The 15,300-nt window shown below is 65.7% G+C and carries 16 protein-coding genes and 1 tRNA gene; 13 read left to right on the top strand and 4 right to left on the bottom strand.

All coding sequences use genetic code 11. From position 1 onward, the window contains the following. Window positions 1-806: flagellar motor protein MotA (locus ACE3QW_RS15980; protein ID WP_374252459.1), on the bottom strand; the 806-nt coding region annotated here is incomplete at its 3' end. Window positions 807-933: 127 nt separating this feature from the next. After that, the gene (locus tag ACE3QW_RS15975; RefSeq protein WP_374252457.1) at window positions 934-1,581 is read right to left on the bottom strand and encodes a DUF938 domain-containing protein; all 648 of its coding nucleotides are present in this window, start codon (window positions 1,579-1,581) and stop codon (window positions 934-936) included. Between the two features lie 388 nt (window positions 1,582-1,969). Between ACE3QW_RS15975 and ACE3QW_RS15970 the strand changes: the two genes are divergently transcribed. After that, window positions 1,970-2,758 carry a hypothetical protein gene (locus ACE3QW_RS15970; protein ID WP_374252456.1) on the top strand — a complete coding sequence of 263 codons (789 nt, stop codon included), beginning with the start codon at window positions 1,970-1,972 and terminating at the stop codon, window positions 2,756-2,758. 62 nt (window positions 2,759-2,820) lie between these two features. On the opposite strand, the gene ettA is transcribed toward ACE3QW_RS15970, so the two are convergent. Next, entirely contained in the window at window positions 2,821-4,476 is a 1,656-nt protein-coding gene (gene ettA, locus ACE3QW_RS15965; RefSeq protein WP_029555198.1) for an energy-dependent translational throttle protein EttA, read from the bottom strand. 125 nt (window positions 4,477-4,601) lie between these two features. On the opposite strand from ettA, the gene ACE3QW_RS15960 reads away from it, so the two are divergent. The 9 genes from ACE3QW_RS15960 (at window position 4,602) to ACE3QW_RS15920 (ending at window position 13,552) form a co-directional block, all read left to right on the top strand. Beyond that, complete coding sequence (locus tag ACE3QW_RS15960; RefSeq protein ID WP_374252454.1) at window positions 4,602-5,078, top strand: cupin domain-containing protein; 477 nt, start codon at window positions 4,602-4,604, stop codon at window positions 5,076-5,078. Window positions 5,079-5,238: 160 nt separating this feature from the next. Then, window positions 5,239-5,313, top strand: a tRNA-Gly gene (locus ACE3QW_RS15955). Between the two features lie 339 nt (window positions 5,314-5,652). Continuing rightward, window positions 5,653-6,849, top strand: coding sequence for a DUF932 domain-containing protein (locus tag ACE3QW_RS15950; RefSeq protein WP_374252452.1), 1,197 nt, complete (start codon window positions 5,653-5,655; stop codon window positions 6,847-6,849). A gap of 174 nt (window positions 6,850-7,023) precedes the next feature. Continuing rightward, a complete protein-coding gene (locus tag ACE3QW_RS15945) occupies window positions 7,024-9,087 on the top strand; it encodes a ParB/RepB/Spo0J family partition protein (RefSeq protein WP_374252451.1) in 2,064 nt (687 codons plus the stop codon). A gap of 90 nt (window positions 9,088-9,177) precedes the next feature. Then, window positions 9,178-10,215: a toprim domain-containing protein gene (locus tag ACE3QW_RS15940; RefSeq protein ID WP_374252449.1), complete on the top strand. Its 1,038-nt coding sequence runs from the start codon at window positions 9,178-9,180 to the stop codon at window positions 10,213-10,215. 304 nt (window positions 10,216-10,519) lie between these two features. Beyond that, the gene (locus ACE3QW_RS15935; protein ID WP_229644311.1) at window positions 10,520-11,440 is read left to right on the top strand and encodes a DUF2493 domain-containing protein; all 921 of its coding nucleotides are present in this window, start codon (window positions 10,520-10,522) and stop codon (window positions 11,438-11,440) included. Window positions 11,441-11,827: 387 nt separating this feature from the next. Beyond that, window positions 11,828-11,995 carry a hypothetical protein gene (locus tag ACE3QW_RS15930; RefSeq protein WP_229644176.1) on the top strand — a complete coding sequence of 56 codons (168 nt, stop codon included), beginning with the start codon at window positions 11,828-11,830 and terminating at the stop codon, window positions 11,993-11,995. 137 nt (window positions 11,996-12,132) lie between these two features. Then, window positions 12,133-12,573: a hypothetical protein gene (locus ACE3QW_RS15925; protein ID WP_374252447.1), complete on the top strand. Its 441-nt coding sequence runs from the start codon at window positions 12,133-12,135 to the stop codon at window positions 12,571-12,573. A gap of 652 nt (window positions 12,574-13,225) precedes the next feature. After that, on the top strand, window positions 13,226-13,552 hold the full coding sequence (locus tag ACE3QW_RS15920) for a DUF736 domain-containing protein (protein ID WP_041576006.1): 327 nt from the start codon (window positions 13,226-13,228) through the stop codon (window positions 13,550-13,552). 71 nt (window positions 13,553-13,623) lie between these two features. Here ACE3QW_RS15920 and ACE3QW_RS15915 read toward each other — a convergent pair whose 3' ends face one another. After that, window positions 13,624-13,872 (bottom strand): helix-turn-helix domain-containing protein, encoded by a 249-nt coding sequence (locus ACE3QW_RS15915; RefSeq protein WP_374252461.1) that lies wholly within the window; start codon window positions 13,870-13,872, stop codon window positions 13,624-13,626. Window positions 13,873-13,998: 126 nt separating this feature from the next. Between ACE3QW_RS15915 and ACE3QW_RS15910 the strand changes: the two genes are divergently transcribed. The 3 genes from ACE3QW_RS15910 (at window position 13,999) to ACE3QW_RS15900 (ending at window position 15,155) form a co-directional block, all read left to right on the top strand. Continuing rightward, a complete protein-coding gene (locus ACE3QW_RS15910; RefSeq protein WP_374252445.1) occupies window positions 13,999-14,259 on the top strand; it encodes a DNA -binding domain-containing protein in 261 nt (86 codons plus the stop codon). Window positions 14,260-14,371: 112 nt separating this feature from the next. Then, a complete protein-coding gene (locus ACE3QW_RS15905; protein WP_374252443.1) occupies window positions 14,372-14,809 on the top strand; it encodes a transcriptional regulator domain-containing protein in 438 nt (145 codons plus the stop codon). Further along, window positions 14,697-15,155, top strand: coding sequence for a DUF2285 domain-containing protein (locus tag ACE3QW_RS15900; RefSeq protein ID WP_374252441.1), 459 nt, complete (start codon window positions 14,697-14,699; stop codon window positions 15,153-15,155). The genes ACE3QW_RS15905 and ACE3QW_RS15900 overlap by 113 nt, the downstream gene beginning before the upstream one ends. Window positions 15,156-15,300 lie beyond the last annotated feature (145 nt).

Below are 15,300 nucleotides of genomic sequence, written 5' to 3'. Positions count from 1 at the left end.
GCGGCAACCTGTGCCGGAGCGGGGGCGGCGGGCACGCGGGGGGCCGCCTCGCGGTCGGCGGCGAGCGCCCGGTCGCGCGGCCCGTCGTCGAGGTCGCGCACGGTGGTGGAGAGCCAGTCCTCGAGGTCCGTATAGAAGCGGTTCTGCGCCTGGCCCGCCTGAAGGTCGAGGAAGCCCAGCACCAGCGAGCCGGAAAGGCCGAACAGCGAGGAGGAGAAGGCCGTGCCCATGCCGCCGAGGGGGGCGGCGAGGCCGCTCTTCATGTCCTCGAAGATGGAGCCCACGTCCGGCCCCACCTGCAGCGCGCCGATGACCGCGCCGATGGAGGAGACGGTCTCCAGGAGGCCCCAGAAGGTGCCGAGCAGGCCGAGGAACACGAGCAGGCCCGTGAGGTAGCGCCCCATGTCCCGGCTCTCGTCCAGGCGGGTGCCGATGGAATCGAGGATGGAGCGCATGGTGGCCTGCGAGATGCTCATCCGCCCCAGCCGCTCGCCGAGCAGCGCGGCCATGGGCGCCAGCAGCGTGGGCGGGCGCGACACCGCGAGCCCGGGATCGGCGAGGCGGAAGGAATTCACCCAGTCCACCTCGGGGAACAGGCGGGACACCTGCCGGAGCGCGAGGATGATGCCCACGGCGAGCACGCCGAAGATGACGCCGTTGAGCCCCGGATTGTTGAGGAAGGCGGCGACGATCTGCCGGTGCAGCACCGCCGCCAGCGCTGCGCACAGGGCCAGGAACACCAGCATCCGCACCAGGAAGATGCGGGGCGAGGACAGCTTGATGAACGGATCGACGACGCGCGCCATGGTTCTCCCCGAGCGAGTGTGTCCCTCGAACGCTGAAGGGCCCCCTTGAAGGCCGCCGCGCGGGCGGCCCCGGAGGGGGGCGTCGGCCGGAGAATCAGGCCCGGCCTCTGGCAAGCGCCGGCGCCGACTATGGCACAGGGACACCGCGCGGCGAAACAGTCGCGACCTTCCGGAACACCAGCGACAGGTTGTTCGCCGGCATTTCCTCCACCCGAGCCAGAGCGAGGCCGTGCTTCGCCGCCTCCCCTGCCACCTCGGCGAGGTGCCGCAGGCCGAAGCGCGGGTCCTGACGCCTGAGGTCCGCATCAAAGGCAACGTTGCTCGGCGCCGTCTCCACCCCGTCGCGCACATAGGCGCCATAGGTGAAGAGGATGCCGTCCGCCGGCAGGCGGGCGCCGGCGCCGCGCATCAGGCCCACCGTCGCCTCCCACGGGCTGATGTGGATCATGTTGATGCAGACGACCGCATCCACCTTCCCCACCGGCCAGTCTTCCCCCGCCGCGTCGAGGGCGAGGGGCGCGCGCACGTTGGCGAGGCCCTCGGCGGCGGTCCAGGCGGCGATGGAGGCGCGGGCGGCGGGAGAGGGATCGGACGGCTGGAACAGGAGATGCGGCGCGCGGCGGGCGAAATGCACCACATGCTCGCCGGTGCCGCTGGCGATCTCCAGCACGGTACCGGCGCGCGGCAGCAACGGCAGCAGCAGGTCGCCGATGGGGCCGCGGTTCTTGAGCGTCGCAGGCGCCGAGCGGCGGGCGTCGAGGTCGGGTTCAGTCACGGATATCTCCGGCAGGGATCGTTCGCGCGATCTTGGCCCGCCCGGCGCGGCGGCTCAACCGGATTGCGGCGGCGCTCCCCGCCCGCGACGGCACAGCCGGAGCCGTTCCCCGGACAAGCGACACCGCAGGTGGAGCGCCGATCCGGGGTCCAGCGCAGAACTTCCGCGCAGCGGGCGAGACCTGAGAGCGGTGGGTTTCAGAAGCGCCTGCAGCGGGCCGTTGCACTGGGCCCCGGCTCTCCTTCCACTGCGCTACCGCTCCGTTGCAGTCGGCTGGGGCGCGAGGGTGGTATGGGCGCGGGGGCTTGCAGATGGGGGAGAAGGTGGCAAGCTGGGGCGGTGCAACTTGGCCTTACTCAGTCACAGCACGTCAGGGAACCAGATTGCAATGAATCGGAACAAGGCCATTGAAATCATAGAGAGACAAAAATCCTGCATCTCCGACCTTAGAAATAGCTCTCGGGCCAGTCAGGACTTCATCAAATGGAAGCGGGATACAGAAATCGCTCTAGAGAAGATTTTTGGCGAAAAAAGCCGCAATGTCAGCGAATTTTCAGACATCAACTTCAACCCAAGCGTATTTTCAATTCCGCTAAAAGATGATGAACTTCTGCGAGCATACAATAGCGGGCTGAAAAAATCCGAAGCAATTTTGGCATCCATGCTGGATGAGATACGATATTATGGAACAGAATCAGAATTCGACGAATTTCGAATTGATGCAATATCTATAATAGAGCGAATTTGCCTTCGCTTCCACTCCGTCGCACGACAGCTGAGATCTAGGCACGCCGATCGCGATACACTGACGATAGAAGACGAATATGATGTCCAAGATCTTATACATGCACTTTTGAAAATGCATTTCGACGACATCAGACCGGAAGAATGGACTCCAAGCAACTCCGGAGGATCCTCTCGCGTCGATTTTCTATTAAAGCAAGAGAAGATCGTAATAGAAATAAAGAAAACACGCACATCCCTTAAACCCGCCGAAATCGGCGCTCAGCTATTAGTTGACATAGCAAGATATCGACAACATCCAGATTGCAGCCTACTTTTTTGCTTCATATACGACCCCGAGGGGATAATTGGAAATCCAATCGGATTTGAACGAGATCTTGAAAACTCAGGAAATGATTTGAAAGTTCGCGTGATAGTTGGCCCCAAGGGCTAAATCGCATGCCATTAAATTAAACACGGAGAGGGGCTGCCGCCCCTCCCCTCACATCCCTCACCTCACCGCGAAAACTTCTTGTACTGAATCCGCTTCGGGATCACCGAGTCCGTGCCCAGGCGGCGCTTCTTGTCTTCCTCGTAGTCCGCGAAGTTGCCCTCGAACCATTCCACGTGGCTGTCGCCCTCGAAGGCGAGCATGTGGGTGGCGATGCGGTCCAGGAAGAAGCGATCATGCGAGATGATGACGGCGCAGCCGGCGTAATCCTCCAGCGCCTCTTCCAGAGCGCGCAGGGTGTCCACGTCGAGGTCGTTGGTGGGCTCGTCAAGCAGCAGCACGTTGCCGCCGCGCTGGAGCACCTTGGCGAGGTGGACGCGGTTGCGCTCACCGCCGGAGAGCATGCCCACCTTCTTCTGCTGGTCGCCGCCCTTGAAGTTGAAGGCCGCGCAATAGGCGCGCGAGGGGATCTCCTTCTTGCCGACGTAGATCACCTCGTTGCCGTCGGAGATTTCCTCCCACACGGTCTTCTTGTCATCGAGGGCGTCGCGGCTCTGGTCCACATAGCCGAGCTTGACCGAGTCGCCGATCTCGATGGAGCCGCCATCCGGCTTCTCCTGCCCGGTGATCATGCGGAACAGCGTGGTCTTGCCCGCGCCGTTCGGCCCGATGACGCCGACGATGCCGCCGGGCGGCAGCTTGAAGGAGAGATCGTCGATGAGCATCTTCTCGCCGAACGACTTACTGAGATGGTCGAAGGCGATGACGTTCTGCCCCAGGCGCTCGGCCACGGGGATGACGATCTGGGTGGCGGAGGGCTGGCGCTCGGAGGCGCGCTGCAGCAGCTCCTCGTAGCGCTGGATACGCGCCTTGTTCTTGGCTTGGCGCGCCTTGGGCGAGGCGCCGATCCACTCCTGCTCGCGGGAGAGGGCGCGCTGGCGGGCCTCGTCCTCGCGGCCCTCCTGCTGAAGGCGCTTCTGCTTCTGGCCGAGCCAGGAGGAATAATTGCCCTCGTAGGGAATGCCGCGGCCGCGATCCAGCTCCAGAATCCAGCCGGTCACGTTGTCGAGGAAGTAGCGATCGTGGGTGACGATCAGGATCGCGCCCGGATAGGTGCGCAGGTGCCCTTCCAGCCAGTTCACCGTCTCGGCGTCGAGATGGTTGGTGGGCTCGTCGAGCAGCAGCAGCTCCGGCTGCTCCAGCAGCAGCCGGCAGAGCGCGACGCGGCGACGCTCGCCGCCCGAGAGGCGCGTCACCTCCCAGTCGTCCGGCGGGCAGCCGAGGGCGTTCATGGCCTGCTCCACCTTCGAATCGAGATCCCAGAGGCCCTGCGCCTCGATCTCGTCCTGAAGCTGGGTCATCTCGTCCGCGGTCTCGTCCGAGTAGTTCATGGCGAGTTCGTTGTAGCGCTCGAGAATGGCCTTCTGCTTGGCCACCCCGTCTTCAACGTTCTGCCGCACGTTCTTGGTGGGATCGAGCGCCGGCTCCTGCGGCAGGTAGCCCACGCGCACGCCCTCGGCCGGGCGCGCCTCACCGGTGAAATCCTTGTCGATGCCGGCCATGATGCGCAGCAGGGTGGACTTGCCCGCGCCGTTGTTGCCCAGCACGCCGATCTTGGCGTCCGGGTAGAAAGAGAGGTGCACGTTGTCGAGCACCTTCTTGCCGCCGGCATAGGTCTTGGTCATGCCGTGCATGTGGTAGGCGTACTGATAGGGGGCCATGGGCCGCCGTCTCCTGAAAAGGGGTGCGGGAAAGTTGGCGCCGTTCTAGCCTCGCAGGCGAGGCGCGGCAAGGTTCGCAGCGTGTTTCGCGAGACGAATGCCGCCGGCGCGCTCTGGAGGAAAAGATGGGTTCCGACCACCACCACCACCACAAGGACTGGCGCACCGACGGCGTGCAGGTGATCCCCGGCGACAGCCTCGATCCCAATACCGCCCAGACCCCCGGCATGAACCGCGCCACCGCCATCAACCGCGCCCGCGCCGGGGCCGAGAAGATCTGGGCCGGCACCGTCCACATTCACCCCGACGCCAAGACCGGCGCCCACCACCACGGCGATCTCGAAAGCGTCATCTACGTGGTCAAGGGCCGCGCCCGCATGCGCTGGGGCGAGAATCTGGAATATGTGGCCGAAGCCGGGCCGGGCGACTTCATCTTCGTGCCGCCCTTCGTGCCCCACCAGGAAATCAACGCCTCCGCCGACGAGACGCTGGAATGCGTGCTGGTGCGCTCCGGCCAGGACCCGGTGGTGGTGAATCTCGACATCGAGCCGGTGGAGAAGCCGGAAGCGGTGAAGTGGATCGACCCGATCCATCGCGAGTGAGGGGTATTGCGGCCTTGCGCTGCAAGGCTTTGCGGGGGCGCCGCGGCCAAGCCATCCACAGGCCGGCGGAGAAAGAATGCAAAGGGGTGTTGCATTCGCCGCCGGCATTTTCTATAGAACCGCACCTGCCGCCGACACACTGTCTCGCCGGCAAATGGATGCGGGTGTAGCTCAGGGGTAGAGCACAACCTTGCCAAGGTTGGGGTCGAGGGTTCGAATCCCTTCGCCCGCTCCAAATTTTCCTAAGAAAAACAGATAGTTAGCAAGCGCCCTTCGGGGCGTTTTCTGCTTCCATCGCCTTCGACTGTGCCGTGTGGAAGCGGAATGGAAGCAGCGCGACGAAAGTCGCCGGCTATCATGGCGGACGTTCGGCGGCTCTCGTTCAGCGCGGGCAAGCGAGAGCCTGACCTCCTCAGCATTCAAGATGAGCCCCCGGCTGGGGCTCAGCCCTTTTTCGGAGGAAACACCCCCAGTCATCTCGACAGTGTCAAAGAGTGAGAGCTTGACCGGGTTTGCCATGACGGGTTGAGGATCGGGAGAGAGGCTCCCGGCACCCGTCGTGGAGTTTGGTCCCATGATCGAGGTTCAGGTTCTCGAAGGACACCGCGATGCGGCGTGCGGTTACAAGGTGGATGCCAGCCGTGGCGAGCGGATCGGCCGCGTGTCCTCCGAGTGGTTCTCCCGGCCGGCGGACGAGCGCTATCTGTCCCTGTCTGAGCTGTATGGAGCGGTGCGCGGGCGGTCCGACCGGAGCCGGACGCGGACCGCGGAAAGCGCCGCCATCCGCGTCGAGGCGAGCCGGGAGGCGCCGGACCGGCTGATGCTCGCGCTACCCGGGGCGGACGCTCCTGTTGCCCCGACTCATTGGAGCTTCGGCCAGCTCGCAAGCCTCGTCGGGGCACCGGCCTCCTATCTGCGCCAGCTCCCCGCGCCACTCGCCGGCATCAACCTGCAACATGGTCTGCTGACGCACCGCGCCGAGCAGGTGAAGACACTCGAGGTGGAGAACGGCCGGGCGGAACTGCGCGCCGTAACAGGTCCCGACTATGGCCGCATCTATGACCATGAGCTGGTGGACGCCGTGCGCCGCATCGCCGGCAACGGCACCGGAGATACCCGCTGGAAGGTGCCGGGCGTGCTCGACTGGTCAACCGGCATCTACAATCCCCGCGTCGATATCACGAAGGACACGACCACGCTCTACGCCTCCGACCGGGACGTCTTCCTGTTCCTGGTGGACGATCTCAACCCCATTGAGGCCGGGCGGCTGCCTGATGGCTCGCCCGACTTGTTCTTCCGGGGCTTCTATTGCTGGAACTCGGAGGTGGGGGCGAAGACGCTGGGCATCGCCAGCTTCTATCTGCGGGCCGTGTGCCAGAACCGCAACCTCTGGGGCGTGGAGGATTTCGAGGAGATCACCATCCGCCACTCCAAGTATGCCGCCTCGCGCTTCGCCCATCAGGCAGCGCCGGCTCTCGAGCGGTTCGCCAATTCCTCCCCCATGCCCTTCGTCAACGGAATCAGGGCGGCGCGCGAGCGCATCGTGGCGCGCACCGACGAGGATCGTACCGAGTTCCTGCGTCGCAAGGGCTTCTCCAAGTCGGAGACGCAGAAGGTGATCGACACCGTGCTCGCCGAGGAGGGCCGGAAGCCCGAGAGCATCTTCGACTTCGTGCAGGGCATCACCGCCGTGGCGCGGGACAAGCCGCACCAGGACGCCCGCCTCGATCTGGAGGCACGGGCAAAGAAGCTCCTCGACCGGGCCGCCTGATATCCGCAAAGCCGGAGATGCGGATTGTCGTGTCTCCGGCTTCGTGCGGTTCCAGCTTTCCGGATCGTCGGTTCTGCGGCGCTGCCCTCAGAGGAAGAGGGCGGCGCCGTGCTTCGTGACGGGTTGGAGGTTGAGAGAGAGGTTCTCCGGCCGCCCGTCGCGGAGAAGCATCCCATGGCCACGGCTGTTCAGAAGATCACCCTTTCGTCGTCCCGCGACATTCCCTTCAACAAGCTGGTGCTCAGCCAGTCCAACGTCCGCCGGGTGAAGGCGGGCGTGTCCATCGAGGAACTCGCCGAGGATATCGCCCGGCGCGGCCTGCTCCAGGGCCTCAATGTCCGCGCCGTCGTCGATGTAGATGGCGTCGAGACCGGCATCTATGAGATTCCGGCCGGCGGACGGCGTTACCGGGCGCTGGAACTGCTGGTGAAGCGCAAGCGCCTCGCCCGGACCGCGCCCGTGCCCTGTATCGTTCGGGAGGGCGGTATCGCCGAGGAGGATTCGCTGGCCGAGAATGTCCAGCGGGCTCCCCTCCATCCCCTCGACCAGTTCCGCGCTTTCCTCGCCTTGCGGGAGAAGGGCCAGTCCGAGGAGGAGATCGCGGCTGCCTTCTTCGTCTCGGTCGCGGTGGTGAAGCAGCGGCTGAAGCTCGCCTCCGTGTCGCCGAAGCTGCTCGACGTCTATGCCGAGGATGGCCTCACCCTTGACCAGCTCATGGCCTTCACCGTCTCTGGCAACCATGAGCGGCAGGAGCAGGTGCTGGAGCGTCTCGCCCAGGCTTACGACAAGCAGCCCTATGTCATCCGGCGCATGCTGACGGAGGGCGCCGTCCGAGCCAGCGACAAGCGGGCCCGGTTCATCGGCATCGAGGCCTATGAGACGGCCGGCGGCACGGTGCTGCGCGACCTGTTCCAGGGGGACGACGGTGGCTGGCTGCAGGATGTCACCCTCGTCGATCGCATGGTGGCGGAGAAGCTCGCCGCCGAGGCCGACGCGATCCGGAGCGAAGGCTGGAAATGGATCGAGGTCGCGCCGGACTTCGCCTATGGCCACACCTACGGCCTGCGCCAGCTGCGGGGTGAGCCGACGCCGCGGACCCGGGAGGAGGAGGCAGCTCGGGCGACGGCCCAGGCCGCATATGATCGCCTCTCCGAAGAACATGCCGATGCCGACGAACTTCCCGAGGAGGTCGATGCGCGGCTCGGTGAGCTCGAGGCTGTGCTGGAGGCCTTTGATACGCGCCCCCTCGCATTCGATCCGGCGGAGGTCGGCCGCGCCGGCGCCTTCGTCAGCATCGCACAGGATGGCAAGCTCCGGGTGGAGCGGGGCTATGTCCGCCCGGAGGACGAAGTGCCGGTCGAAGAGGAGCATGCCACTTCCGCCAAGGCCGAAGTCTCCACCGACGTGACCTCGGCACCTCGACAGGAGGCAGTAACGTCCGATGCTTCCGCTGAGCCCGAGGAGGAGGACGGCCTCACCCCCATCTCCGACCGGCTGCTCACGGAGCTGACCACCCATCGCACCCTCGGCCTGCGCCATGCGCTGGGCGAACAGCCCGATGTGGCCTTCCTCGCGGCGGTCCACGCCCTCACGCTGAAGGCCTTCTACGCCTACGGCTCCGACAGCTGCCTCGAACTCGATCTCAAGAGCGTGTCCTTCAACGCCCAGGCGCCTGGCCTCAACGACAGCGTTTCGGCCGAGGCCATCCGTATCCGGCATGAGAGCTGGGCCAAGGCGCTTCCGAAAGAGCCGGTCGCGCTCTGGGACACCCTGAGCGGGTGGGACCGCGACAGCCGAGCCGCCCTGTTCGCCCATGTGGTGAGCCTCTCGGTCAATGCCGTGCACGAGGCCTGGAACCGTCGTCCGCGGGCCTTCGCTCATGCCGACCGGCTGGCACAGGCGGTGGTGCTCGACATGGCGGCGGCTGGGTGGAAGCCCACCGTCGACACCTTCCTTGGCCGGGTCACCAAGGTCCGCATCCTGCAGGCGGTGACCGAGGCCAAGGGCGAACGCGCAGCGGAGCGGATCGCCCACCTCAAGAAGGGCGACATGGCGCGGGAGGCCGAAACCCTCCTTGCCGAGGGCGGGTGGCTCCCGGAGCCGCTGCGGACCCAGCCGTCCGACACCACCGGCGAGAAGACGGCGGAGAAGGACGGCGCAACGGCCATGGGCGAAGAGGAGGACCTCGCCGAGACTGAAGAGCCTGAGGCGGCCTCTCCCCCGATCGCCGCCGAATAATCCTCCCGGACAACCTGGCCCGCCGGCCGAGGCTCCGCGACCCCTGTATCGCGTGGTCCGGACGGCGGGCCTTTTTCTTGGAGCGTCCAAATGACGGATGCGGCCCATGATCTGGCCCACAGGCTCGGCCGACAGGCGGAGGCGGTCTGTCGCCATTTTCTCTCCGCCGGTCAGCGGCAGGGGCACTATTGGCAGGTGGGCGATGTTCGCAACACGCCCGGTCGCTCCATGTTTGTGCGTCTGAGGGACAGCGCAAAGGGCCCAGCCGGAAAATGGACCGATGCGGCGACGGGGGAGCACGGCGATCTCCTCGACGTGATCCGCGAAAGCCGGGGCCTGTCCAACTTCAGCGATGTGGTCGCCGAGGCCCAAGCATTTCTGCGCCTTCCGCCAATCTCCCCAGATGCGGAAGCCCCCCATCGCACGAAGCCGAGCTCCTCACGTGATCCGGTCATCTCGGCACGTCGACTGTTCGCCGCCGCACAGCCGATTCCGGGCACAATCGTAGAGGCGTATTTGCGGAACCGCGGCATCACGGCTTTGCACGAAACCGGAAGCCTGCGCTTTCACCCCCGCTGCTATTACCTACCAGAAGCGCATAGTCCCATTCAGCCGTTGCCGGCCCTGATCGCTGCCGTCACCGATCTCAGGGGACGGATCATGGGCATCCACCGGACATGGCTCGCTCCGGACGGATCGGACAAGGCCGCCATCGCCACACCCCGGCGCGCCAGGGGTCACCTGCTGGAGCACGCGGTTCGCTTCGGCAGGGCTGACGATGTGATGGCCGCCGGCGAGGGCATCGAGACCGTCCTGTCACTCCACGGCGTGATGCCCAGCCTCCCGATGGTAGCGGCGCTCTCGGCCGCACACCTTGCCGCCATCGCCTTCCCATCTGGATTGCGACGGCTCTACATCGTCCGTGATAGCGACCCGGCCGGCGACAAAGCGCGAGACAGCCTCATCGCACGGGCGAACTCCGCCGCGATCGAGGCCATCGTGCTCTCGCCAGCGCTCGGCGACTTCAACGAGGATCTGCGTGTGTTTGGCGTCGATGTGTTGCGGGCGGAACTGCGATGCCAGCTTGCCCCCGAGGATGTCAGCCGCTTCGTGGTGCTGCGCCCGTAATCTGGAGCGGCACGGAGCGGGGATGCTCTCACGCGGCGCTCTGAAGCTCACCGCCGACAGAGGACCCGCAGCCAGGCCTTCCAGAGGGCGATCGGCCAGCAGTCGTCCCGTCCCGGCAATGGCTGCGGCCGACGATTTTCCGGCGCCGCTGCGCGCCTTTCCATCGCGAAGCAAAATCGTCGGCCTCCGCCATCCTCCGCTCACGCTCCGGCCCCGCGTTTCTCGCGGGGTGCAGGTCGGTCCCGCCCGCCGGCTTCGTCGCCATGAAGGCCGCAAGGCTGCGGTCCAACCGACGGAGCATCCCATGAGCACCGAGCACGACGAACCCCACGCCTCTTCTCCGACCGATCACCTGCTGCAGGAACTCCAGCTCTACGGCTACCGCCCGCTCAACGACGAGTCCGATCCCCGGCCCCTTCCCGAGGCCAACCACATCACCGGCGCCATCGCCGACATCTTCGATGCTCTCATCGCGACCCTGCAGGACACCCGCCTGGAGCCCGACCTCCCCGACCTTCTGTGGTCCACCGTCCATCTCTTCCACCGTGCCGCCGGTCGTATCTCGGGCACCCTTGACGACAACGAGCAGGGCCAGCGCCGCAGCCAGCAGGAGCAGGACGGCAGCGAGGTGCGCTCGGTGGAACTGGAACGCCTCATCGCCGAGGGGCAGAGTCTCGTGGAGCGCCGCGATGCCTTCGAGCTGATGCGCGACGAGGCCGCCGACGCCTTCGAGCGCCACACCGGCTCAGCCTGGCGCCCCCGTACCGGATCCCTGGTGAACCATCGCAACCTGACCGCCGCCCTCATCGACAGCCGCGATTTCCTCACCGCCCGCAGGCGGGCTGAAACCGAGGTGATGATGCCCACAGGTCCGAAGATCGCCTTCTCCGGTGGTGACACGGCCGATCACAAGCTCATCTGGGCGAAGCTTGACCAGGTGCACGCCAAGCACCCCGACATGGTGCTGCTGCATGGCGGTTCGCCCAAGGGCGCCGAGCGGATCGCCGCCTGCTGGGCCGATGCGCGCAAGGTGCCCCAGATCGCGTTCAAGCCGGACTGGACACGGCACGCCAAGGCCGCGCCCTTCAAGCGCAACGACCAGATGCTCGTGGTCATGCCCATCGGGGTCATCATCTTCCCCGGCACCGGTATCCAGGACAATCTCGCCGACAAGGCCCGCAAGCTCGGCATCCCGGTCTATCGGTTCGGATCGGGCGGCGCGTGAGCGCTGCCCCTTCCTCGACCATCGAAAATCGAATTTCACGAGCCCTGAACGTTTCCCATGAAAGTGCTGGCTCCGTTATCGATTCTCACCAGACAGACGAGCAGGACCTGTACTCATCAGACGTGGACCTGAACAAAGCCTCCAGAGCCTGCTTATGCAGGGAGACGGCCGCACCTGCCGATCTTCGAGCGACGATCCACCCCCGCTTTTTTGCGCTGATCCTTAGGTGCCGACCGAAGGCCTGACGCCATCAACCCGCAAGGGGTCGGCTACGCATAGCGTGCCACCGCTCCGCTTCGCCTGCGCGGTGATTGCGGCCCTCGGCCGGACCCGTCGGGCGCCTGTCAGCGGGGGATGGTCCTCCGCTTCGAGCAGGAGCCGGACCCCATGTCCTCCACCGATGCGCAAGCCTTCGCCCTCAGCCTCGCCAAGACCCTGATGGTCGTCATCGTGATCTTCCGCGCCGGTGACGGCAGCCTCTCGGTCGTGCCAGCCGACGAGTTCGACGGTGACGCCTCGCAGATCGTCCGTGAAATCGATCCCTTCGCCAGATAGCGGAGGTGTACGCATGACGTGCCGGGTATCCCCCTTACTGGGATTCCGGCATGCATCTTCTCTTGCTATGCTGGTGATCGCGCCGTGGTGGTGGTGGAAGGCGCGACCGTCAGAGCTGTCCTCACGGAGACACCACCATGATTTTCCTCGGCATCCTGCTTGGTCTCGCCGCCATCGTCTTATCCTACTGGCTGCTATTTACGCTCGCCGTCTTCGCACTGCCGTTCTTCGCCGCCGTCAGCGCCGGCACTTGGGCATACCAAACCGGCGCGGGCTGGCTCGGTGCGATCGTCGTTGGCCTGATCGCCGGGGGCATCACGCTCGGCATCGGCCAGGTTCTGCTCGGGATCGTGCGTCCGATGTGGGCGCGCCTCCCCATTGCGCTCGCCTTCGTCGTCCCGGCCGTCATCGCCGGCTATCACGCCACGCATGGTATCGCGAAGCTCGCCATGCCGTCCGAGACGTGGCAGATCATCTTCTCGATCATCGGCGCTGTTGCCATCGGCATCACGACGCTGTTACGGGTCGCTGGCATGGCGGCCGCCGGCCCGTCCAGCCGGGACCTTGCGCAGGTCTGAGCACGCTCCATGTCATTCGGCAGGGCCGGAGCCGAAAGAGCTTTGCCGCTCGCGCTGTCCGAGGATGGGGATCGGTGGCGCCCCCGTTTGCGGCAGAGGCCCAAGCGGCGGTCGATCGCAATTTCTTGAGACGGGACGACGCCTCGTGGTCAGTCGCGGACCAGCGCATCGTGGGAGCGATCTTTGCCGGTTGTAACCTTGGCTGCGGAACCACACGGGGCCGGCCCGGAACGGGGGACGTGAAGCCGAAGAGGATCAGGCCGGTCTTTCGTGAGGTTGCGGCGGGTCGCCATCATCCCCGTTCGGCATCCGTCGGTCGACCGCTCCAAACGGCCTCTCCAATGGGCGGATCTGGCCGAAGGACGGCTGCGCCTCGACCGCCTCTGCCGGCAACGGCGCATCGTGACTTTCTTCCCCTGCCGGACCCCACCCCACGCGACAGGTCGCGTGGGGACCCCGAGGCGCCGTCATTCCTCGCGAGGCAAGAAAGTCCCTCTCGCGCCGTCCTCCGCTGCGCTCCGGTCGCAATCCTCACCCCATCGCGCCAGCGCGACGAGGCCCCGAGGCGATGCGGCGTCGGTCGCCTCCGGCCTTCCGATCGCCATCGAGGCCGCATGGTGCGGGCTCGGAAACGGAAGACGGGAGATTTACCATGGCCACCATCGGCACCTTCAAGAAGACCGGCGCGAACGAGTTCACCGGCGAGATTGTCACCCTCAGCGTCCAGGCCAAGGGCGTGCGCATCGTCCCCGACCTGCGGACCAACGGTGAGAACGCCCCCAGCCACCGGGTCCTGGTGGGCCGGATCGAGATCGGCGCCGCCTGGTCCAAGCGCTCCAGCGAAGGCCGCGACTATCTGGGCCTCAAGCTGGACGACCCGAGCTTCAACGCCCCGATCTACGCCAACCTCTTCGACGACGAGGACGCCGACACCTTCTCGCTGATCTGGTCCCGCCCCAGCGGGCGCCGCGGCGAGTGAGCCGCACAAGGCCCCGGCCGGCTCCGGCCGGGGCTTTCACACCCAGGTGGATCAGCTCGATCGAGGATGCTTCACACTTCCGGATCTTCCAGATCGGCATGCAAGTCAGCCGCGGGTCTCTTCAGCAGTTCAGCAGCATCGAGATTGAGGGCAGAGGCCAGCCGGTCCACGACATCAATGCTGGCGTGATAGACGCAGCGTTCCAACGAACTGATGTAGGTGCGATCGATCCCGGCGCGGTGGGCGAGCTCTTCCTGCGACAGGCCTTTGGCGCGCCTGGCAGCCCTCAAATTTCGGGCGAACACCTCTCTGATCTCTATGGTCGAGAGAGCATCGCCTTGATGAGTATTTCACCACGGAGTATTCTCTACATAAGCCACAGCAGCGGCGTCATCGAAGGTCGTGTAGGGTTCAAGAAACCGGTATCGGGAAGGGTAGCGGGAGGCATGGTGACCAAGACGTTCGAGGACACCGCACCGACCGGTTCCGAGCTCACGGACTACGACCGGGCGCACATCAAGCTCTATGCGCGCCTTTTGGACGCCACCGCGGATGGCGCCGACTGGGAGGAGATCGCCTCGGTGCTGTTCGGCATCGACGCGGCTAGGCAACCCGAACGCGCCCGCCATGTCCATGACAGCCATCTGGCGCGGGCGCGATGGGTAGCCTCCAGCGGTTACAAGGACCTGCTCAATCGTCCCGTCTGACGTTGCAGTCCGTTCGCAGGGGTGATGCGGCTACGGCATCACGCGATGCTCCCCGGCCGGCTTCCCGCAATACCCTCAATCCCTGATTGTCCTCACTCGACACGCACGCTTGATGCGGAGGCGAGTGATGAAGCCCGATACATCGCGCTGGCGAGAGGATGCCAGCTACGTCTATTTCGACACGCTGTCGGTGGAGGGGCTCGCCTGGGAATGCCTGCGCCGGGACGAGACCTATCAGGACCACTACCAGTCCCTCGTGACGGCCGGCTCGGACGCCGACCCGCTCCCCCGGGAGGTGGAGCAGCGCTGGGGGCTGCGATTTCGCCGCGCGGCCATCTCTCTCCGCTGTGGAACAGAATATCCCGTGGTCGCCGGTTGTCGATCCGGCCATCGTGCTTCTCGCCCAGCAGCCCGCGTTTCTTGTGGGCGCGGCCAGCGTGTCGTTCGGCGACATGGTCGCGCCGCGCGACAGCGCCGAGGGCCGATACTGGGTCCATGGTCCGTCACCCCATGCCGCGCAGGTGCTGCTGCTGGCTGGGACTCGCCCTGACGCGCCGCTGGCGGCATTGATCCCGCTGGATGCGGACACGATAGGGCGGTTGGAGGCCTTGACCCGTTTCTGGCGCGCCGCCGAGGGTCGGCCGACGATCCCCGACACCCGCGTCACCGCGCAGCAGCGTGGCCGGCTGCGCACCATGATGCTGGCGGCCGATGGTCGGACGAACGGTGCCAGCTACCGCGACATCGCCGCGGTCCTTTACGGCCACAAGCGCGTTGCGTCCGAGCCCTGGAAAACCTCGGCGCTGCGCGACAAGGTCATCGACCTCGTCAAAGGTGGCCTCGCCATGATCGGCGGCGGTTATCTCAAGCTCCTGCGTCATCGCAGAAGACCATAGCCGCGTTGCCGGCATCCTGAGGGTAGGGATTTTCGCCCCCCTCAAATTCCCCATCCCCCTCGACGGCTGCCCTTCGCCACCGTGATCGCCATCCGCCGCTGATGACCAGCGGCCCGAGATCGCCCACGGAGGTTCGATCCATGCG

This window comes from Xanthobacter sp. (assembly GCF_041911315.1).
GTDB lineage: Bacteria > Pseudomonadota > Alphaproteobacteria > Rhizobiales > Xanthobacteraceae > Xanthobacter > Xanthobacter aminoxidans.
Note: the sequence above shows the minus strand (reverse complement) of the source record. Positions and strands in the feature narration are given on the sequence as shown.